Genomic DNA, 19,254 nt, shown 5'->3' on the forward strand with positions numbered 1-19,254 from the left:
AGATAGTCCTATGACACCTCTCATAACTGTAACCGTTTATGCGATTGCTGCACTGATCTTGGCCCTGATCTCAGGCGTATTTCTGGCCTTCTCGGACTTTGTCATGCGTTCGCTCCGTGCTGCGTCACCCACAAGCGGGATTGAGGCCATGCAACAGATTAACCGCAAAGTCTATTCCTCGGTTTTTCTCGCCTGGCTCTTGGGCATGGCACCGGCGGCCGTGCTGCTGTCTTTCTACGCTTTTTTCTTTGTGGAAGGGCCTGCAAGCACCTGGTGGATCGCAGGTGGCACCTTTTATGTGATCGGAACCTTTCTGGTCACGGTTCTTGGCAATGTTCCAATGAACCAACGGCTTGACCCGATGACACCGGACGGCATTGCCGCGCAGGACTACTGGCGCACTTACGCGACATTCTGGACGCTTTGGAACCATGTGCGCACTGTTGCGTCCGCCATTGCAGCGGCATGTTTCTTCGTTGGGTGTTTGATTTATGTGTAAGCTTAAAAAACGAGCCTTTGCAGGGTGCTGCAAAGGCTCGTTTCTTGTTTAACCGTGGCTGATCACGATACGTCTTTGTAGCTGATTTCGCGCTGGTCCTGACCGACCTTGTCACGGCGCACCAGCAGACGGTTGAGCGCATTGATATATGCTTTGGCAGAGGCCACGACGGTGTCGGTATCCGCTGACTGCCCGGTGGCAATATTCCCATCTTCTTCAAGCCGAACAGACACGGTGGCCTGCGCATCGGTGCCTTCGGTGACGGCATGCACCTGATAAAGCGACAGATGCGCGGTGTTGGGGTGCAATTCGCGCACTGCTTTGAAGGTCGCATCGACAGGGCCATCGCCCTGTTGAGAGGCCGTTTTCTCAACGCCCTCAATGGTCATCACCATTTCTGCTTCGGCCTGTCCGCTTGTCCCGCACACAACACGCAGTGATTTCAGAACAAGCTGGTCTTCCTCGGTGTTCTCACCTGCGGTGACCAGAGCGATGAGGTCATCGTCGAACACTTCTTTCTTCCGGTCTGCCAGTTCCTTGAACCGCACAAACACGTCGTTGAGTTGATTATCGGCCAGTTCAATGCCCAGATCGCTCAGCTTAGACCGCAAGGCAGCACGGCCTGAATGTTTGCCCATGACAATATTGGTCTCGGTGAGGCCCACATCCTCAGGGCGCATGATCTCAAAGGTTTCAGCGTTTTTGAGCATGCCATCCTGATGGATGCCACTTTCATGGGCAAAGGCGTTCTTGCCGACGATCGCCTTGTTAAACTGCACGTTGAAGCCCGAGACCGTGGCCACCCGGCGGCTGATATGCATGAGCTTTGTGGCGTCGATCTCGGTGTAGAAAGGCATGATGTCACTGCGCACTTTCATGGCCATCACGACCTCTTCGAGGGCCGTATTGCCCGCGCGTTCGCCCAAGCCGTTGATCGTGCATTCGATTTGTCGTGCACCACCTGCCACCGCGGCCAGCGCATTGGCGGTCGCCATCCCAAGGTCGTTGTGGCAGTGCGTTGCAAAGACAACCTCATCCGCGCCGGGAACCTCTTCAATCAGGCGGCGGATCAGATCGGCCGACTCAACAGGTGCTGTGTACCCTACAGTGTCAGGGATATTGATCGTTGTCGCCCCGGCCTTGATGGCGATCTCAACAACGCGCGCCAGATAATCCCACTCAGTCCGTGTCGCATCCATCGGCGACCATTGCACGTTATCACAGAGGTTACGCGCATGGGTGACGGTGTCGTGGATCTTGTCGGCCATTTCATCCTGCGTCAGGTTCGGGATCGCCCGGTGCAGTGGCGAGGTGCCGATGAAGGTATGGATGCGCGGGCGTTTGGCGTGCTGCACCGCCTCCCAACACCGGTCTATATCCTTGAAATTCGCGCGTGCCAGGCCGCAAATAACTGAATTTTCCGCGTTTTTCGCAATTTCGCTCACGGCGTTAAAATCGCCGTCAGAGGCAATTGGAAACCCGGCTTCGATGATATCGACACCCATTTCATCCAGAAGTCCGGCAATTTCGAGCTTTTCAGCATGGGTCATGGTCGCGCCGGGGCTCTGCTCGCCGTCGCGCAGCGTGGTGTCAAAAATGACAACTCTGTCTTTGGTTTGGTCGGTCATGATGTATCTCTTTGTTTGTCCTAAGCCTTTGGCGCGATCAGGCATCCTCTGAGCGGTCGCGCCGGGTCAGGGCACGCTCAGAGGCGGCTTAGGAGTAGCAGGTCGGAAACGCAACCCAAGGATGGGCACGTGTATTCCCTAACGATATGATCCTGCATCAACATGGTCGCGACTATAGGACTGAGGAAAGCGTTAGAAAACCCTGAATCTTGTGTAAGCCGCCAGACCTTGATCTGCGGCGAGACTCGGCTAGCTGCGCAAAGCATGGAAACGGCATTGATCATCGGCGCTTCGGGCGGCATCGGGAGCGCTTTGGTGCACACACTTGAGAAGCGCGAGGTTAAAGTGACGTCGCTGTCGCGAAGTGCGGACGGCCTGGATGTGACAGATGAAGCATCTGTCAAAGCGCATCTTGATGCATTGAGTGGGCCATTCGACCTGATTTTTGTTGCAACCGGTGCGCTGGAACTGAATGGGCGGGGGCCAGAGAAAGCTCTGAAAGAGATCGAACCGGAGGTCATGCTTGAGCAGTTTCGCTTGAATTGCATGGGGCCTGCGCTTGTTCTGAAATACTCGGCTCGGCTTTTACCGAGAGATCGAGCTGCAACCTTTGCCGCCTTATCTGCACGCGTAGGCAGCATTGGCGACAACAGCTTGGGCGGCTGGTACAGCTATCGCACGGCAAAAGCGGCTCTCAACCAGATGATCCGTGGTGCTTCGATTGAGCTGAAGCGCACTCATAAGAAATCAATTTGCGTGGCTCTACATCCAGGCACGGTCTCGACTCCATTGACGGCCAAATATGCCGGTGGTCGTGAAACGCACACCCCGGACGAAGCGGCGAAGGATCTGTTGAGCGTGCTGGAAGGTTTAGGACCACAGGATACAGGGTCGTTCTTCGACTGGTCCGGCAAACCTGTGCCATGGTAAAGCGATTGGTTCTCATACTGGGCGATCAGCTCAGTGAAGGTCTTTCCGCTTTGCGCGAAGCGGATAAGGCCACCGATCTTGTTGTCATGGCCGAGGTTGTAGGTGAAGCGGCCTATGTCAGGCATCATCCCAAGAAGATTGCCCTCATTTTTTCGGCAATGCGCCATTGTGCAGAGAAACTTCGGCAAAATGGATGGCAGGTTGCCTATGCGAAACTGGATGACCCTGACACATCGCCCTCGATTGTCGGAGAGCTTTTGCGCCGCGCGGAAGGTCATGGCACGTCTGAAGTTATCGCAACGCGACCCGGAGAGTGGCGGCTGATCGAGGCGTTAGAGGCGGCACCGCTGGCCGTAACGCTGTTGCCGGATGATCGGTTCGTGGCGTCCTTGGAAGAGTTCAATACCTGGGCCGAGGGGCGTAAGCAGCTTCGGATGGAATATTTCTACCCCGACATGCGCCGCAAAACCGGCCTTATGATGGAGGGTGATCAGCCGGCGGGCGGCAAATGGAACTTTGACCATGACAATCGCAAGCCTGCGTCGGATGACCTGTTCCGCCCCGAACCCCTGCAATTTGAGCCTGATGAGATCACGCGCGAGGTGCTTGATTTGGTCGGCGCCCGGTTTGGTGAGAATTTCGGGTCTCTGCGCCCCTTTTGGTTTGCCGTAACGCGAGAGCAGGCGCTCAAGGCGCTTGATCACTTCGCGACGCATCTTCTGGCCGGGTTCGGCGACTTTCAGGATGCGATGCTGCAAGGGGACAGGTTTCTGCATCATTCCGTTTTGTCGCCTTACCTCAACATTGGGCTTTTGGACCCTATAGAGATCTGCCAGAGGGTTGAGGAGGAATGGAGCGCTGGGCGCGTGCCCATCAATGCCGCCGAAGGCTATATCCGGCAAATCATCGGCTGGCGCGAATATGTGCGCGGCATCTATTTCCGTGAGGGGCCGGATTACCCGTCACGTAATGCGCTGGGCCACACACGCGATTTGCCCTGGATGTATTGGGGCGGCGAAACGGGTATGAATTGCATGGCGCATGCGGTTGAGCAAACCCGCGAAGAGGCCTATGCCCATCACATCCAACGTCTTATGGTGACAGGGAATTTTGCGCTTCTGGCTGGGGTTGACCCACATCAGGTGCATGAATGGTATCTGTCGGTCTATGCAGATGCATACGAGTGGGTTGAGGCGCCAAATACGGTGGGCATGAGCCAGTTTGCCGATGACGGGATCATCGCCTCGAAGCCTTACGTCAGCTCGGGCAACTACATCGACCGGATGTCGGACTATTGCAAATCCTGCGCCTATTCCGTGAAGGAAAAGACCGGCGATAGGGCATGCCCCTTCAACCTGCTTTACTGGGATTTCCTAATCCGACACCGCGAGCGGTTTTCCAACAATCCCCGCATGGGTCAGATGTACCGCACTTGGGATCGTATGGATGAAGGGCGTAGAGGTGCGGTATTGGAAGGGGCGGGGCGCATCTTGACGCGTTTGGATGGTGGGGACCCTGTTTAGTTCGCAGTGCTGTCCGCTTCGCTCTCGGTCCCAGTCTCAGGCGCTTCGTCGCCCACAGAAGACGTTGTTTGCGCCTCCAGCGCGCCGTCCGACCATGTGCCGGAGGCCTGTTCGCCCGTTGCATAGCGCATGGTGCCTTCGCCCTGACGTTTGCCGCCGGCAAACATGCCTTCATAGATATCCCCATTGGTGTAGGTGGCGACCCCCCGGCCAGTGATCTCTCCGTTTTGCCACTCACCTTCATAGGTAAACCCATCGGCCATCACGATTTTCCCTGCGCCTTGACGCTGGCCACCGACAAATTCACCGTCATAGACTGAGCCATCGGCATAGGTCGCTTTGCCCTTCCCGTGGCGCTGGCCGTTGCGCCATTCGCCTTCGTATCGGTAGCCATCAGGGTAGGTCATGATGCCTTGGCCGTGGTTCTTGGCGTTGAGGAACTCGCCCTCGTAGACGAGACCATTGGGGTAGGTGGATTTTCCACGCCCTTCAATCACGCCGCCAGACCATTCGCCTTCATATGTAGCCCCATCGGGATACGTTACTTTGCCCTGCCCATTGGCCAGATCATCGCGGAATTCTCCAACGTATACGGACCCATCAGGATAGATGACTTCGCCTTGGCCTGAGATTTTGCCTGCGACCCAGCTGCCGGTGTAACGGTAGCCGTCAGAGCCGGTAAAGACGCCTTGCCCATGGCGGCGGTCATCGGCGAAGTCGCCTTCGTAGATGTCACCATTGTTATACACGACCTTGCCCGTGCCTTCGCGACGGCCTGCGACAAGCTGACCTTCGTAAACATCGCCATTGGGCTGGATCAGTTTGCCAGAGCCGTTGATCTGTCCGGCGGCCCAAAGACCCTCATAAACCAAACCATCAGGCATGGTGAGTTTGCCTTGACCGTCTCGCGCGCCTCGCTTGACCTCGCCGTCATAGATCGCGCCGTCCGGATAGGTGATCTTGGCGCGGCCTTCCTTGATGCCGTTCACCCAATCGCCGTCATAGATATAGCCCCCTGGGCTGAGCATCTTGCCGCGTCCATTGTGCATGGCGTTTCGGAACCCGCCCTCATAACGCACGCCATTGGCATAGATGGCCACGCCATCGCCGCTGATCTTGCCATCTTGCCATGTGCCCTCATAGGTGCCGCCATCTGAGAACACGATCTTGCCAAGCCCCTCGGGTTTGCCTTTGGCGAACTGGCCTTCATAGACAGACCCATTGGGAAACCGCGCGACACCTTCGCCGAGGATTTCACCTTCGACCCATTCGCCGGAATACTCATAGCCATTGGGCAGGGTATAGGTGCCGGTGCCGTGCTGAAGCCCGTTCAGGAACGTACCTTCATAAATGCCGCCGTCGTCATATTGTTTGGTCTGCACCGTACCGGATTGTGCAAAGCCGGGTGTGCCGAGACCGATTGCTGCACCAATTACAAAGGCACCAAATGTCAAAGAAGTTTTAGCGTGCTGCATCACCTGCCCCCGAAGCCCCCTGAGCGCGTGGTGGGGAACTTAGAGGACACCTTCCAAGCTGACAACGGGTTTTCGGGGTTTCGGCTTTCCCTTGCGCACCGTTCTGCTAAATCAGGGACATCGCAGTATCAGAGTACACCCGGCATGGCAGATCGTTTTCGCATAACCCTGGCACAGCTCAATCCAACAGTGGGCGATCTGGAGGGCAATGCCGCGTTGGCTGAGCAGGCGTGGCAGGCGGGAAAAGAGGCAGAAGCTGATCTTGTGGCGCTGCCGGAAATGTTCATCACCGGGTACAATACCCAGGATCTGATCATGAAGCCTGCTTTTCACAAAGCGGCCATGGCAAAAATCGATGAACTGGCAAAGACTTGTGCAGATGGACCGACATTGGCCATCGGTGGGCCCTGGGCGGAGGATGATAGGCTCTACAACGCGTACCACATCCTTCGAGGTGGGCGGACGGTGACACGAGTATTGAAGCACCACTTGCCCAATGAGACCGTTTTCGATGAGGTGCGTATCTATGATGCCGCCCCTGTTGGTGGGCCCTATGCGGTTGGAAACGTGCGCGTGGGCAGCCCGATTTGCGAAGACAGCTGGCATGAGGATGTGTCCGAAACCCTGGCCGAAACAGGGGCGGAGTTTCTTCTGGTGCCCAATGGCTCGCCCTATTACCGCGGGAAGATGGAGGTGCGCCATCAGTTGATGGTCAAACGGGTGATCGAAACCGGTCTACCGCTCATCTACCTCAATCTTGTCGGCGGTCAGGATGATCAGGTTTTTGATGGTGGAACATTTGCGCTCAATCCCGGTGGCGCGCTGGCGCTTCAGATGCCTATGTTGCGCGAAGAGATTGCTCATATCGACCTGACGCGCGGTAACGAAGGTTGGCGGATCGAGCAGGGGCCTCTGGCTAAATTGCCGGACACGCTGGAAACTGACTATCATGCGATGGTCTGGGCACTGCGCGACTACATGCACAAAACCGGGTTCAAGAAGGTGCTTTTGGGCCTGTCCGGAGGGATCGACAGCGCGATTGTGGCGACAATTGCCGCTGACGCTCTGGGGCCGGAAAACGTGCGCTGTGTGATGCTGCCTTCGGAATACACGTCACAATCCTCGCTTGATGATGCCAAGGCCTGCGCTGAGGCGCTGGGATGCCGGTACGATTTTGTTCCCATAGCCGAGGGTCGCGCGGCCATCACCAACACTTTGGCTCCGCTCTTTGAAGGCACCGAGCCTGATGTGACCGAGGAAAATATACAGTCCCGACTGCGGGGCTTGCTCCTCATGGCGCTCAGTAACAAGTTTGGCGAGATGCTTTTGACGACCGGGAACAAATCAGAAGTTGCTGTCGGGTATGCCACGATTTATGGCGATATGTCAGGCGGTTACAATCCGATCAAGGATCTCTACAAAACGCGTGTTTTTGACATCTGCCGCTGGCGAAATTCTAACCATCGCGACTGGATGATGGGGCCGTCCGGTGCGGTGATTCCAGACAACATCATCCAAAAGCCGCCGTCGGCTGAACTGCGCGAAGATCAAAAAGACAGCGACTCGCTACCGGATTACCCAACGCTGGATGGCATTCTCGACATCCTTGTGGATCAGGACGGCTCCATCGAGGACTGCCTGGCCGCAGGATATTCACGCGAAGACGCCAAGCGGGTCGAGCATTTACTCTATATCTCTGAATATAAACGCTTTCAGTCGGCGCCGGGTGCACGCTTATCCAAGCGCGCGTTCTGGCTGGACCGGCGTTATCCGATTGTAAACCGCTGGCGCGATGGCGGATGATGTCACACGACTGCCGCTGAATCGCGTGCGATTGGGGTTTATCGCAGGAGGCTGTTTCCTGCCTGTGCTGATCCTTCTTCCCTTCGTGTTGGCGCTGGGATTTGAACTGTCATCAGAGATGCTCGGCCTTTGGGGGCTTATCGCCGTATTTGCGGCGCTGTCGTTCTACATTGCAGGTATCGCGCTTTTCACGCCGCATGGTTTGCGGTTGGACGCGTATGGGATGTCTGGCTACTACGCGCCTGCGCCCTTCAAATGGAGCGATATTGCCGAAATCGAGCTTGTGACATCCAACAAAAACAAACTCATCGGCCTGCGTCTGCATGATCGTGACGCGTATTGGGACGCGCTCACACCACGGCAGCGGTTGTTTCGCCTCGGTCAACCCGCGCCCTATCACGCCTCAATTCCTCTCGCTCCGTTCAAAGCAACCGAAACAGAGCTGTTGGCCCTGCTTCGGCGCTACTGGTGGAACAACAGGTAAGGTTCAAAGCTTCAGAATTTGAACACCTTGCCGAATTTTAGGCTCTTCTTGAACCGACGGCGCCGACGCGACTGAAAGCCGAAACTGTGACCATACCTACGGCGGCCGCTAAAGTGTTTGCGATGAACGCCGTGATGTTTCTTACCTCTTTTGTGAAACCCCTGTTTGCCTTTATGCCCATGCTTGAATGTGTTGGCCTCTGCAGGTTCAGCAGTGGCCATAACTATGGCGGTGGCAGGAATTGCCGCGAGGGCCGCAGTCAAAAAGCCTCTGCGCGAGAGAGTCGTGTCTTGCTGTGACATATTGGTCTCCTATGCATTCGTCTGCATAGAAGGTGGGGGTGAGGCGTGATCCGCTCAAATCACGCTTGCGCGGTCATCCCGTGAGCCGCGCGTCAGATTCTGTAACATCAAAGCATCAATTGATAGCTTGAGGGCACGTATTCAAACCCATCGCCCTTGGCTTCGACAAACCCGGTGCCTGGCCAGGGCATGTGGTATCCTACAAAAGGCATTTTATCCGCGGCGAGCATGCCAAGGAGTTTGCGTCGGGTCGCAGCAGCGGCGGCCTTGTCCATGTCGAATTTCACTTCCCAATCAGGATGAGCCAGAGACCATACATAGTGATTTGCGAAATCTGCGGCGATCATCAGGGATTTGCCATCACTCTCCACCACATGCACCATATGCCCCGGTGTATGGCCAAACGCAGCCATTGCAGTATGCCCGGAAAACGCGCTCGCATTGTCGTCGATCCTCGTCGTTTTCTCTGCAAGCGGGCGCATGTTGCTTTCAAAGCGGTCATTTTCGGCCTTGGCCCATGCGTCAAACTCGACCGCCCCGGTGACGTATCTCGCGTTGGCAAAGGTCGGTCCGCTTTCACTCATAAGACCACCGATGTGGTCACCGTGCATATGCGTGATGACAACAACGTCAATCATCTCTGAGGCGTACCCAGCCGCCTCAAGCGCCTTGTTTGTACCTTCTGCATTCAATCCGGTGTCGAACAGAACCAACTCAGATCCAGTGTTCACAACCGTTGGCGTGAAGAAGAATTGTGCGACATCTGCAGGTATGAGTGCCTCGGCAGACACTGCTTCAAACTCTTCGGCAGACACATTCAACCCGAAAATTGTATGTGGATCAGGCCGTGCGGTCGTTCCGACCAACAGGGTTGTCACCTCAAATTGTCCTAAAAGAAACCGGTTATAGAGCGGTGTAGACGCGCCCAGCATTGGTGCCTCGGCCCATGCAGGAAAGGACAGTGCAGGCAAAGCTGCGGCAGAGGTCAAAAGCGAACGGCGTGTAATGGGATGGGTCATAAGGCTCTCCTGTGCTATGATGATGAAACTAGCGCCTTTTCCCGACTAAGCAGCCGCCGTCACAACAAGTTGACAGAAGACGGCCAGGTTTTGCCGATGACCCAGAACAAGACCAAAGCCACGCAGCAATCCGTTGCCGATTTTGTCGCAAATGTGGACCCTGAGCGACGCCGGAAGGAAGCTGAAACACTCGTGTCGTTTTTTCGCGACGTCACGGGGTTTGAGCCGGTGATGTGGGGGCCGTCCATCATCGGATATGGCCGGTATCACTATGTCTATGCCTCTGGCAGGGAGGGGGATTTTTTGGCCACGGGCTTCAGTCCTCGGAAATCAGCACTGAGCATCTACATCATGCCGGGATACGCAGACTTCGGGAACATTTTGGAACGACTCGGCAAACATAAGATCGGAAAATCCTGTCTTTACATCAACAAGTTGGACGACGTGGACATGAATGTTCTGGCCGAGCTTGTGCATGCCGGACTAGCGGATCTGGCAACCCGTTGGACGGTCCACCCAAGCTGAGGTGTTGGCCCCGGAGGTTTGACACCTTAGGTTTCACAGCGTGATACAAGTTTTAAGACATCCAACATTTGCCGCACTCTTTTCCGCGCAGGTGGTAGCGCTTCTGGGCACCGGGCTTCTGACGGTGGCCTTGGGTCTTTTGGCGTTTGATTTGGCCGACGGGCAGGCCGGGGCTGTGCTGGGCACGGCTCTGACCATTAAGATGGTGGCGTATGTCGTCCTTTCCCCGGTTGCACAGGCGTTTTTTCAACACCTGCCGCGTCGCGTGGTTTTGATCACCGCTGATGTATTGCGTGCTGTCGTTGCAGTTTGCCTGCCATTTGTAACCGAGATCTGGCAGATCTACGCTTTGATCTTTGTGCTTCAAGCCGCGTCAGCCACGTTTACGCCCGCCTTCCAAGCTACAATTCCCGATGTTTTGCCGGACGAGGAAGAGTACACGCGCGCGCTGTCTTTATCGAGGCTGGCTTACGACATCGAAAACCTGGCGAGTCCGGCCTTGGCGGGCCTGCTTTTGACAGTCATGAGCTATAATTGGCTGTTTCTGGGAACAGTGGCGGGTTTTGTGGCCTCTGCTCTGCTGATCTGGCGCGCGCAGGTGCCGGTTGCTCCGAACCACACGGCACATAAACCTTTCTCAGAGCGCCTTACACGTGGAATTCGCATCTATCTCGCCACGCCCCGGTTACGGGGACTCTTGGCGCTCAATATGACAGCTGCGGCCACAAGCGCCTTTGTTCTCGTGAATACCGTTGTTCTGGTGCGCAGCTACATGGGCGGGACTGAAAGCGACCTGGCGCTGACTCTGGGAGCCTATGGCGCGGGATCCATGGCGATGGCGTTGGCTCTGCCACGGGTGCTGGATGCGGTGCGCGATCGCCCTGTCATGATCACGGGCGCCTTTGGATTGGCTGCGATCGCCGGGTTGCTTGGGGTTTTGATCCTCCAAGGCCTGTCTTGGACATGGCTTTTGATCGGGTGGGCCAGTCTGGGCGCGCTCTATTCCGCCGTCCTGACACCGTCGGGTCGCTTGTTGCGCCGCTCGGCTCATGCCGAAGACCGCCCTGCCGTTTTTGCCGCGCAGTTTGCGCTGAGCCACGCCTGTTGGTTGTTTACCTATCCGATGGCGGGGTGGGCTGGCGCCGTTTGGGGCCTTGGCCCGACCTTTATTCTTCTGGCCACCGTTGGACTATTGTCCGCCCTTCTGGCCCTTCGGGTTTGGCCTTCTGGCACGACTGATGTCGTGCCGCATGGCCATCCCGACCTGCCGCCAGATCATCCACATTTGCGCGCGCACCGGAACGGCAGGCGTCATGCGCATGCCTTTGTGATTGATGATGAACATCGCGTTTGGCCCACCAACGTCTGAACCGCTGCAATTTCTGGACAAATCCGACCGCCTGTGACATGTCCCGCGCGAATAGGAGACGTCCATGACCACGACCCGTTTTGCACCTTCGCCTACTGGTTACCTGCATGTCGGCAACCTTCGGACAGCTGTGATGAATTACCTCATCGCGCGCAAATCTGGGGGCAGTTTCATCCTGCGCATCGACGACACGGATCCGGAGCGCTCGAAAGAGGAATATGTCGACGCGATCAAGGAAGATCTAGAGTGGCTTGGATTGCACTGGGATCGGCTGGAGCGTCAGTCTCTGCGGCTTGAACGTTACGCTGAGGCGGCCGACAAGCTGCGCGAGGCGGGACTCTTTTACGAGGCGTTCGAGACACCTACGGAACTGGACCTCAAGCGCAAAAAACAACTCAATATGGGCAATCCACCGGTGTATGACCGGGCAGCGTTGTCGCTTTCGGAGGCAGAGAAAGTCGCATTGCGCGCCGAACGTGGTGATGGCGTGTGGCGGTTCAAACTCGATCACGAGCGGATCGAATGGGTGGATGGCATCCTTGGCGACATCTCAATTGATGCAGCCAGCGTGTCGGATCCGGTTTTGATCCGTGGCGATGGGCAGGTGCTTTATACACTAGCCTCGGTCGTGGACGACACAGAGATGGGCGTCACGCATGTGGTGCGAGGCTCGGATCACGTGACCAACACAGCCACACAAATTCAGATCATCGAAGCCCTGGGCGGAACATGCCCAGACTTTGCGCATCACTCGCTGCTGACCGGGCCGCAGGGTGAGTCACTTTCAAAACGTCTGGGCACGCTTTCTTTGCGGGATTTGCGGGCGCAAGGCATTGAACCTATGGCGCTTTTGTCGCTGATGGCGCGTCTTGGGTCATCCGATCCCGTAGAGCTTCGGTCGGAGATGAGCGAACTCGTTGATGGATTTGATATTGGCCATTTCGGGGCGGCTCCGACCAAGTTTGATGCTGACGATTTGCTGCCTTTAACAGCGCACCATTTGCAGTCACTGCCCTTTGAGGCTGTGTCTGACACTGTAACTGCACTCGGTGTGCCCAGCGACAAGGCCGAACAGTTCTGGCAGGTGGCGAAAGAGAACATCAACACGTTGCATGATCTGGAAGCCTGGTGGGTGCTGTTCCGCGACGGCGCAGCCCCTGTCATCGAAGACGAAGATAGGGAATTCGTGGCTCAGGCGATGTCGATGCTGCCCGATGGTCCTTATGACGCCGAGAGCTGGGGCAAGTGGACATCTGCGGTCAAAGAAGCCACAGGCCGAAAAGGCCGCGGATTGTTTATGCCATTGCGCAAGGCGCTCACCGGACAGTCACATGGCCCGGATATGAGTCAGGTTTTGCCGCTGCTGCAGGTTATTCGCGCCAAGGGCTGAGGCTTTTCATCGGTTCGCGTATGGCTCCGACGCGGGCAAGCATGTCATCGACGAGCATGTATTCATCTGCTGATAGGGATTGATGTCGCGGATAAACCGGTGCGTCGCGATCATCCACCACTGGGGCGTCCCAACCCCCGTCGTGTCAAAAAACCGCTGAACGCCTGCCTCGCCGAAATTGTGAAGGTAGCCCTGCACAACCACGTCTATGTAACTGAGCAGAACAGGGCTTTGCCGATCCGGGGTTCCATGACGGCCATCTTCAATTGCGTAGACCACGATTGCGGGCATGGCGGGTAGGGGGTGAGACACCTGATGCGCCGCATCGACACGGGCATAGGCGCGTTCGCGTTCATCCAATGCCTCCCAATCCCCATGCGGCACTTCGGCGATCAAACCGTCGATTTCTGCCTCAGAATCAGGCACCACAGTGAGGTAAGCTGCCTGCCGCATCGTGGTCTTGCGCCACATGCGCCGCCAGCCTTTGAGTTGCGCTGGATGCGCTTCTGCAAAGCTATGTGTGGCTGTATTCACCAGGCTGCCATAGCCAAAGAAGTATCCACCGCTCACGTGTATCTCGCTTTCATCATGTTGTTTTGCATGGCTATTTACGCTCTCGCGGTCAACCCTTTCCAACAGGGTCACAGGGTTTTGACGTGGCTTCGTCGCTTGGTGCTTGTCGCGACTCAGGTCGTATACTATGGTCGACCGCGATTGGATCGGGAGAACCGGCTTTGCCGGTGCCGAAGGAGCAACCGCCCCGGAAACTCTCAGGCACAAGGACCGTTCGATCACAACACTCTGGAGAGACCCCGGATCACGTCCCGGGGCGCCGAAGGGATAGCGATCTCAGGCGGAAGGACAGAGGGGGCATCAGACGCGCCATGCGGCGTGGAAAACTGATGCCGGATGCTTTGCAAGACAGACCCGGCTCGAAAGAGAAGAGGACCTGTGCCTTGGCTGAGCTGAAAGAGACCCCGCTGACGCAGTTGCACCGCGAATTGGGTGCCAAGATGACCGGTTTTGCAGGCTACGACATGCCGCTGCAATTCGCGCTTGGCGTCATGAAGGAACATCAGCACACACGCGCTCAGGCAGGGCTTTTTGACGTGAGCCATATGGGTCAGGTGATCGTGCGCCATGCGTCAGGTTACGGGGGCGCGGCGCAGGCCTTGGAAAGTCTGGTGCCAGTTGACCTCATGAGCTTGGGTGAAAAACGTCAACGTTACGGGTTTTTCACCAACGCAGAGGGCGGCATCCTGGATGATCTGATGCTGACAAACCGGGGCGATCATTTGTTTGTTGTGGTCAACGCAGCCTGCAAGGATGCGGATATCGCTCACATGAAGGCAGGGCTGCCCGATTGCGATGTCGTGGAAGTGACAGACAGAGCCCTACTGGCGTTGCAGGGCCCAGCCGCGGTAGAGGCGCTGGCACCCATTGCAGGTGGGTGCGAGATCATGAAGTTTTTGGATACGGGCATTTTCACATCCGATTTCGGGGAACTGTGGATATCGCGGTCTGGCTATACGGGTGAAGACGGTTATGAGATTTCTGTAATGGCAGATCAGGCCGAGGCATTTGCTCGTGCCTTACTGGCGCATGACGCGGTCGAGCCTATCGGTCTGGGCGCGCGTGACAGCCTGCGGTTGGAGGCGGGGCTGTGCCTCTACGGTCAGGATATTGATACGTCGACAACGCCGGTCGAGGCTGGTTTGACCTGGGCCATTCAGAAATCACGACGTGCGGATGGCAAACGGGCCGGAGGGTTTCCAGGCGCAGAGGTCATTCTTGGCCAGATGGCCAATGGCGTGGCCCGGTGCCGTGTCGGGCTGCGCCCTGAGGGTCGTGCGCCGATGCGGCACGGCACGGCGATTTTTGGCAGCGAAGACGCTGAGACACCGATCGGCCATGTCACATCCGGCGCATTTGGCCCCACAATCGAAGCGCCGATGTCGATGGGCTATGTCGCGGCCAGCCATACGGCGCCCGACACGCAGCTTTTCGGTGAGGTGCGCGGCAAACGCATGGCGGTAAAGGTCGCCTCGATGCCCTTTACCCCCGCTAATTTCAAACGCTGAAGACCAAGGAGAGAGCCTATGAAATTCACAGAAGAACATGAGTGGTTGCAGGATGACGATGGTGTCGTGACCGTTGGCATCACAGATCATGCCGCCGAACAGCTTGGTGATATCGTATTTGTCGAGTTGCCGGAGGTCGGCACCGAAGTGACCAAAGATGAAGAGGTGGTCGTGATTGAAAGCGTCAAAGCCGCCTCAGACATTCTGGCCCCGATCGACGGTGAGATTGTCGAGGTGAACGAGGCGATTGTGGATGAGCCGAGCAAGGTCAATGAGGACCCGATGGGGGATGGGTGGTTCTTCAAGGTGAAACCGAGTGATCCTGGACAGATGGCCGATTACATGGACGAGGCTGGTTACAAGAGCTTCATCGGCTGACTTTCGCGCCGGGAAAAATCTTTCAAAGATTTTTGCGCCTCCGGCGGGAGTATTTTGAGAACGATGAAAGACAGGGCGGTGCCACTGATTTTCGCAATGGGAGAAAGAAATGGCGTTCAAACCGATTGACTATTTGCCGTATGATTTTGCCAATCGCAGGCATATTGGCCCCTCGCCTGAGGAAATGGACGAGATGCTGGCTGTCCTAGAGGTTGGCTCGCTTGATGAGTTGATTGACGAGACAGTTCCCGCGTCGATCCGTCAGAAGGCCAAGCTTGATTTTGGCAAGCCGAAATCCGAGCGCGAATTGATGCATCACATGCGTGTCACAGCCGCCAAGAACAAGGTTTTGGTGAGCATGATCGGGCAGGGCTATCACGGCACTGTCACGCCCCCGGCGGTTCAACGCAATATTCTGGAAAACCCAGCCTGGTATACAGCTTATACGCCCTATCAGCCTGAGATCAGTCAGGGACGGCTTGAAGCGCTGTTGAACTTCCAGACGATGATCTCTGATCTGACGGGGTTGGAGATCGCCAATGCCTCGCTTCTGGATGAGGCCACGGCCTGTGCCGAAGCGATGACAATGGCGCAGCGAGTCGCCAAGTCCAAAGCGAATGCGTTTTTCGTGGACCGCGATTGCCACCCTCAGAATATCGCCGTGATAAAAACGCGCGCAGCCCCCTTGGGCATCAAGGTTATTGTCGGCAACCCCGATAAAATGGATGCAACCAAGGTCTTTGGCGCGCTGTTTCAATATCCTGGCAGCTATGGCCATGTGCGCGACTTCACAGATCATATCGCCAAGCTTCATGCCGAGAAGGCGGTGGGCATCGTCTCGGCTGATCCTCTGGCGCTGACGCTGTTGAAAGAACCTGGTGCGATGGGGGCGGATATTGCGGTGGGCAGCGCGCAGCGCTTTGGCGTGCCCATGGGCTATGGTGGCCCGCATGCGGCCTACATGGCGTGCCGCGATGCTTATAAACGCGCGATGCCGGGCCGTATTGTCGGGGTCAGCATCGACAGCCTCGGCAACCGCGCTTACCGGTTGAGCCTGCAGACCCGCGAACAGCATATCCGACGTGAGAAAGCCACCTCGAATGTCTGCACGGCGCAGGCTTTGCTGGCGGTGATGGCGTCGATGTATGCGGTGTTCCATGGGCCCAAGGGCCTCAAGGCGATTGCCCAGCGCATTCATCGCAAAACCGTGCGTCTGGCGCGTGGATTGGAGGAGGCTGGGTTCAAGGTCGATCCCAAATCCTTCTTTGACACAATTACCGTTGATGTGGGGCCATTGCAGGCTGCTGTGCTCAAATCGGCGGTGGACGAAGGGCTGAACCTTCGCAAAGTGGGGGAACGCCGGATCGGGATTACGCTGGATGAGGCGACCCGGCCCAAGAATATCGAGGCGGTCTGGCGGGCCTTTGGTATCCCACGCCGCGATAACGAGTTTAAGCCAGAGTACCGCGTGCCGGACAACATGCACCGGCGGTCGGATTTCCTGACGCATCCGATCTTTCATATGAACCGGGCTGAAACCGAGATGATGCGCTATATGCGGCGTCTGGCGGACCGGGACCTGGCGCTGGACCGCGCAATGATCCCTTTGGGGTCGTGCACCATGAAGCTGAATGCTGCTGCTGAGATGATGCCTGTGAGCTGGCGCGAGTTTTCGCGGCTGCATCCCTTTGCACCGCTGGATCAGGCGCAAGGGTATCACGAGTTGATCAGTGATCTGAGCGCCAAGCTGTGTGAGATCACCGGCTATGACGACATGTCGATGCAGCCCAATTCGGGCGCACAGGGTGAATATGCCGGGTTGCTGACTATTTCCGCTTATCATCGGGCCAATGGCGAGGGGCATCGCAATGTCTGCCTTATCCCGATGAGCGCGCATGGCACCAATCCGGCCAGCGCGCAGATGGTGGGCTGGAAGGTGGTGCCGGTGCAATCTGCCGAGAATGGGGATATTGATCTCGACGATTTCCGCGCCAAGGCGGAACTGCATGCCGACAATCTGGCCGGGTGCATGATCACCTATCCGTCGACCCATGGGGTCTTTGAAGAAACCGTGATTGATGTGTGCAAGATCACGCATGACCATGGCGGGCAGGTCTATATCGACGGGGCAAATCTCAATGCGATGGTGGGCCTGTCGCGTCCCGGTGATCTGGGGGGCGATGTGAGCCACCTCAACCTACACAAAACCTTTTGCATTCCCCATGGAGGTGGCGGGCCGGGCATGGGGCCGATTGGTGTCAAAGCGCATCTCGCCCCGCATTTGCCGGGTCATCCCAATAAGGCCGGCGCGGATGGTCCCGTTTCGGCGGCGCCTTACGGATCTGCGTCCATTCTTCCCATCAGCTGGGCGTATATTCTTTTGATGGGGGGCGAAGGCCTGACCCAGGCGACACGGGTGGCGATCCTCAACGCAAACTACATCGCCAAGCGGCTCGAAGGGGCCTATGACGTGCTTTACAAAGGGGGGCAGGGCCGGGTGGCGCATGAGTGCATCATCGATACGCGCCCCTTCGCTGAAAGTGCGGATGTCAGCGTAGATGATATCGCTAAACGTTTGATCGACAACGGGTTTCATGCGCCGACGATGAGCTGGCCTGTAGCGGGGACTCTCATGATCGAGCCGACTGAGTCAGAAACCAAAGCCGAGCTGGATCGGTTCTGCGATGCAATGCTCGCGATCCGGGCTGAGATTGCCGATATCGAAGAAGGGCGCATTGATCGCGAGAACAATCCGATGCGCAATGCGCCTCACACGATGGAGGATCTGGTGCGCGAATGGGATCGGCCCTACAGCCGTGAGCAGGCCTGTTTTCCGCCGGGTGCGTTCCGGGTCGATAAATACTGGCCACCGGTCAACCGGGTCGACAATGTTTATGGCGACCGGCATCTGGTCTGCACCTGTCCACCGATGGAGGACTATGCCGAAGCGGCGGAGTAAGTCAGGCCTTGGCGTCGTCCAGCAAGAACGCGAAATGATCGCGGAGCTTTTCCCAGGTCGCCTCGTTTGAGGCGACCAGGATGTATCCGTCGCTGACCGTGGCAGTGTAATCGTCGCCATTAAGCATGCGTGCAACCCCACCTGCGCGTTGGCAAATCAGAATACCCGCGGCATGATCCCAGGGGTTCAGCGTGCCGGAGAACAAGAAATCCGCGCCGCCACGGGCCAGCGTTCGATACTCGTGACAGGCGCATTGCAAAGACATGGCGCGCCCAAGCTTTGGCAGGGCCTTTGCAACACCCGGTTTGGCCTCTTGTGGCAGGTAATTGTAGTGGGTGAAGCCCGCAAGTTCGCCAAGATCACCGCCATCTGAAACAGTGAGCGGTCGCGTCGTTCCAATCGCGCGGGTTAACTCGGCCGGGCCATCCTCATCGGCACTGATCCAATCATCGGCGAGCGGGTCGTAAAGCAGGCCGAAGACCGGTTTGCCAAAGCGCGTGATGGACAGGATGACGCCAAAGACGCCCAAACCATTTGCGAAATTCCATGTGCCATCTACCGGGTCGATGATAAAGGCCAGCTCGGCCTCACCGATCTTTCCCTTCAGTTCAGGGTTGGTCGCAGCCGCTTCTTCTCCAACCACCAACGCAAGCGGAAACATCGCCTGAATGCCGCGTGCCATCATGGCCTCGGCGGCAGTGTCCGCTTCGGTCACGAGGTCATGTGCGTTGGATTTGCTACGGATGTCGCCTTGTCCGAGATTGCGAAATCTTGGGAGGATCTCTGCCTTGGCGGCACGGCGCACGAGGTTGATCAGGCTCGTTTTCTGCGCCGGGCTCAGGGGCGAGGTGAGCGGGATGGGTAAGCTGTCGGCCATTTTTCGGTTCCT

General features: G+C 57.0%; 16 protein-coding genes and 1 riboswitch. Of the genes, 11 read left to right on the forward strand and 5 right to left on the reverse strand.

Features of this window, described 5'->3' with window-relative positions; translation table 11 throughout:
• The first annotated feature begins 10 nt into the window (after positions 1-10).
• The gene (locus RZS32_RS11690; RefSeq protein WP_317057158.1) at positions 11-499 is read left to right on the forward strand and encodes a DUF1772 domain-containing protein; all 489 of its coding nucleotides are present in this window, start codon (positions 11-13) and stop codon (positions 497-499) included.
• A gap of 62 nt (positions 500-561) precedes the next feature.
• Here RZS32_RS11690 and RZS32_RS11695 read toward each other — a convergent pair whose 3' ends face one another.
• A complete protein-coding gene (locus RZS32_RS11695; RefSeq protein ID WP_317057159.1) occupies positions 562-2,127 on the reverse strand; it encodes a 2-isopropylmalate synthase in 1,566 nt (521 codons plus the stop codon).
• Between the two features lie 264 nt (positions 2,128-2,391).
• Here RZS32_RS11695 and RZS32_RS11700 point away from each other — a divergent pair, with 264 nt between their 5' ends.
• Positions 2,392-3,057: an SDR family NAD(P)-dependent oxidoreductase gene (locus tag RZS32_RS11700; protein WP_317057160.1), complete on the forward strand. Its 666-nt coding sequence runs from the start codon at positions 2,392-2,394 to the stop codon at positions 3,055-3,057.
• Complete coding sequence (locus tag RZS32_RS11705; protein WP_317057161.1) at positions 3,051-4,580, forward strand: cryptochrome/photolyase family protein; 1,530 nt, start codon at positions 3,051-3,053, stop codon at positions 4,578-4,580. The genes RZS32_RS11700 and RZS32_RS11705 overlap by 7 nt, the downstream gene beginning before the upstream one ends.
• On the opposite strand, the gene RZS32_RS11710 is transcribed toward RZS32_RS11705, so the two are convergent.
• Complete coding sequence (locus RZS32_RS11710; protein ID WP_317057162.1) at positions 4,577-6,055, reverse strand: MORN repeat-containing protein; 1,479 nt, start codon at positions 6,053-6,055, stop codon at positions 4,577-4,579. The two genes, RZS32_RS11705 and RZS32_RS11710, sit on opposite strands and share 4 nt — an antisense overlap.
• 144 nt (positions 6,056-6,199) lie before the next feature.
• Between RZS32_RS11710 and RZS32_RS11715 the strand changes: the two genes are divergently transcribed.
• The gene (locus RZS32_RS11715) at positions 6,200-7,858 is read left to right on the forward strand and encodes an NAD+ synthase (RefSeq protein WP_317057163.1); all 1,659 of its coding nucleotides are present in this window, start codon (positions 6,200-6,202) and stop codon (positions 7,856-7,858) included.
• Entirely contained in the window at positions 7,848-8,342 is a 495-nt protein-coding gene (locus tag RZS32_RS11720; protein WP_317057164.1) for a hypothetical protein, read from the forward strand. Before RZS32_RS11715 ends, RZS32_RS11720 begins: the two co-directional genes overlap by 11 nt.
• A 409-nt stretch (positions 8,343-8,751) precedes the next feature.
• Here RZS32_RS11720 and RZS32_RS11725 read toward each other — a convergent pair whose 3' ends face one another.
• Positions 8,752-9,663, reverse strand: coding sequence for an MBL fold metallo-hydrolase (locus tag RZS32_RS11725; protein ID WP_317057165.1), 912 nt, complete (start codon positions 9,661-9,663; stop codon positions 8,752-8,754).
• A gap of 96 nt (positions 9,664-9,759) precedes the next feature.
• On the opposite strand from RZS32_RS11725, the gene RZS32_RS11730 reads away from it, so the two are divergent.
• The 3 genes from RZS32_RS11730 to gltX all read left to right on the forward strand — a co-directional run bounded on the left by RZS32_RS11730 (position 9,760) and on the right by gltX (position 12,947).
• Entirely contained in the window at positions 9,760-10,188 is a 429-nt protein-coding gene (locus tag RZS32_RS11730) for a DUF1801 domain-containing protein (RefSeq protein ID WP_317057166.1), read from the forward strand.
• A gap of 40 nt (positions 10,189-10,228) precedes the next feature.
• The gene (locus RZS32_RS11735; RefSeq protein WP_317057167.1) at positions 10,229-11,557 is read left to right on the forward strand and encodes an MFS transporter; all 1,329 of its coding nucleotides are present in this window, start codon (positions 10,229-10,231) and stop codon (positions 11,555-11,557) included.
• A gap of 64 nt (positions 11,558-11,621) precedes the next feature.
• Entirely contained in the window at positions 11,622-12,947 is a 1,326-nt protein-coding gene (gene gltX, locus RZS32_RS11740) for a glutamate--tRNA ligase (protein ID WP_317057168.1), read from the forward strand.
• Between the two features lie 6 nt (positions 12,948-12,953).
• On the opposite strand, the gene RZS32_RS11745 is transcribed toward gltX, so the two are convergent.
• A complete protein-coding gene (locus tag RZS32_RS11745; RefSeq protein WP_339106634.1) occupies positions 12,954-13,517 on the reverse strand; it encodes a gamma-glutamylcyclotransferase family protein in 564 nt (187 codons plus the stop codon).
• A 140-nt stretch (positions 13,518-13,657) separates the two neighbouring features.
• A riboswitch (glycine riboswitch) is annotated at positions 13,658-13,743 on the forward strand.
• Positions 13,744-13,903: 160 nt separating this feature from the next.
• On the opposite strand from RZS32_RS11745, the gene gcvT reads away from it, so the two are divergent.
• The 3 genes from gcvT to gcvP all read left to right on the forward strand — a co-directional run bounded on the left by gcvT (position 13,904) and on the right by gcvP (position 18,365).
• On the forward strand, positions 13,904-15,028 hold the full coding sequence (gene gcvT, locus RZS32_RS11750) for a glycine cleavage system aminomethyltransferase GcvT (protein ID WP_317057170.1): 1,125 nt from the start codon (positions 13,904-13,906) through the stop codon (positions 15,026-15,028).
• Positions 15,029-15,046: 18 nt separating this feature from the next.
• Positions 15,047-15,406: a glycine cleavage system protein GcvH gene (gcvH, locus tag RZS32_RS11755; RefSeq protein ID WP_317057171.1), complete on the forward strand. Its 360-nt coding sequence runs from the start codon at positions 15,047-15,049 to the stop codon at positions 15,404-15,406.
• Between the two features lie 109 nt (positions 15,407-15,515).
• Positions 15,516-18,365 carry an aminomethyl-transferring glycine dehydrogenase gene (gcvP, locus tag RZS32_RS11760; RefSeq protein WP_317057172.1) on the forward strand — a complete coding sequence of 950 codons (2,850 nt, stop codon included), beginning with the start codon at positions 15,516-15,518 and terminating at the stop codon, positions 18,363-18,365.
• Position 18,366: 1 nt separating this feature from the next.
• Here the strand turns inward: gcvP and RZS32_RS11765 are convergent, their stop codons facing one another.
• On the reverse strand, positions 18,367-19,242 hold the full coding sequence (locus RZS32_RS11765) for an inositol monophosphatase family protein (protein WP_317057173.1): 876 nt from the start codon (positions 19,240-19,242) through the stop codon (positions 18,367-18,369).
• Between the last annotated feature and the right edge of the window lie 12 nt (positions 19,243-19,254).

This window comes from Roseovarius sp. W115 (assembly GCF_032842945.2).
Taxonomy (GTDB): domain Bacteria; phylum Pseudomonadota; class Alphaproteobacteria; order Rhodobacterales; family Rhodobacteraceae; genus Roseovarius; species Roseovarius rhodophyticola.

Excerpts from the sequence above, each read along its gene's own strand:
- RZS32_RS11690 (WP_317057158.1), top strand. The coding sequence starts at position 11 with ATGACACCTCTCATAACTGTAACCGTTTATGCGATTGCTGCACTGATC.
- RZS32_RS11695 (WP_317057159.1), bottom strand. The coding sequence starts at position 2,127 with ATGACCGACCAAACCAAAGACAGAGTTGTCATTTTTGACACCACGCTG.
- RZS32_RS11700 (WP_317057160.1), top strand. The coding sequence starts at position 2,392 with ATGGAAACGGCATTGATCATCGGCGCTTCGGGCGGCATCGGGAGCGCT.
- RZS32_RS11705 (WP_317057161.1), top strand. The coding sequence starts at position 3,051 with ATGGTAAAGCGATTGGTTCTCATACTGGGCGATCAGCTCAGTGAAGGT.
- RZS32_RS11710 (WP_317057162.1), bottom strand. The coding sequence starts at position 6,055 with ATGCAGCACGCTAAAACTTCTTTGACATTTGGTGCCTTTGTAATTGGT.
- RZS32_RS11715 (WP_317057163.1), top strand. The coding sequence starts at position 6,200 with ATGGCAGATCGTTTTCGCATAACCCTGGCACAGCTCAATCCAACAGTG.
- RZS32_RS11720 (WP_317057164.1), top strand. The coding sequence starts at position 7,848 with ATGGCGGATGATGTCACACGACTGCCGCTGAATCGCGTGCGATTGGGG.
- RZS32_RS11725 (WP_317057165.1), bottom strand. The coding sequence starts at position 9,663 with ATGACCCATCCCATTACACGCCGTTCGCTTTTGACCTCTGCCGCAGCT.
- RZS32_RS11730 (WP_317057166.1), top strand. The coding sequence starts at position 9,760 with ATGACCCAGAACAAGACCAAAGCCACGCAGCAATCCGTTGCCGATTTT.
- gltX (WP_317057168.1), top strand. The coding sequence starts at position 11,622 with ATGACCACGACCCGTTTTGCACCTTCGCCTACTGGTTACCTGCATGTC.
- gcvH (WP_317057171.1), top strand. The coding sequence starts at position 15,047 with ATGAAATTCACAGAAGAACATGAGTGGTTGCAGGATGACGATGGTGTC.
- gcvP (WP_317057172.1), top strand. The coding sequence starts at position 15,516 with ATGGCGTTCAAACCGATTGACTATTTGCCGTATGATTTTGCCAATCGC.
- RZS32_RS11765 (WP_317057173.1), bottom strand. The coding sequence starts at position 19,242 with ATGGCCGACAGCTTACCCATCCCGCTCACCTCGCCCCTGAGCCCGGCG.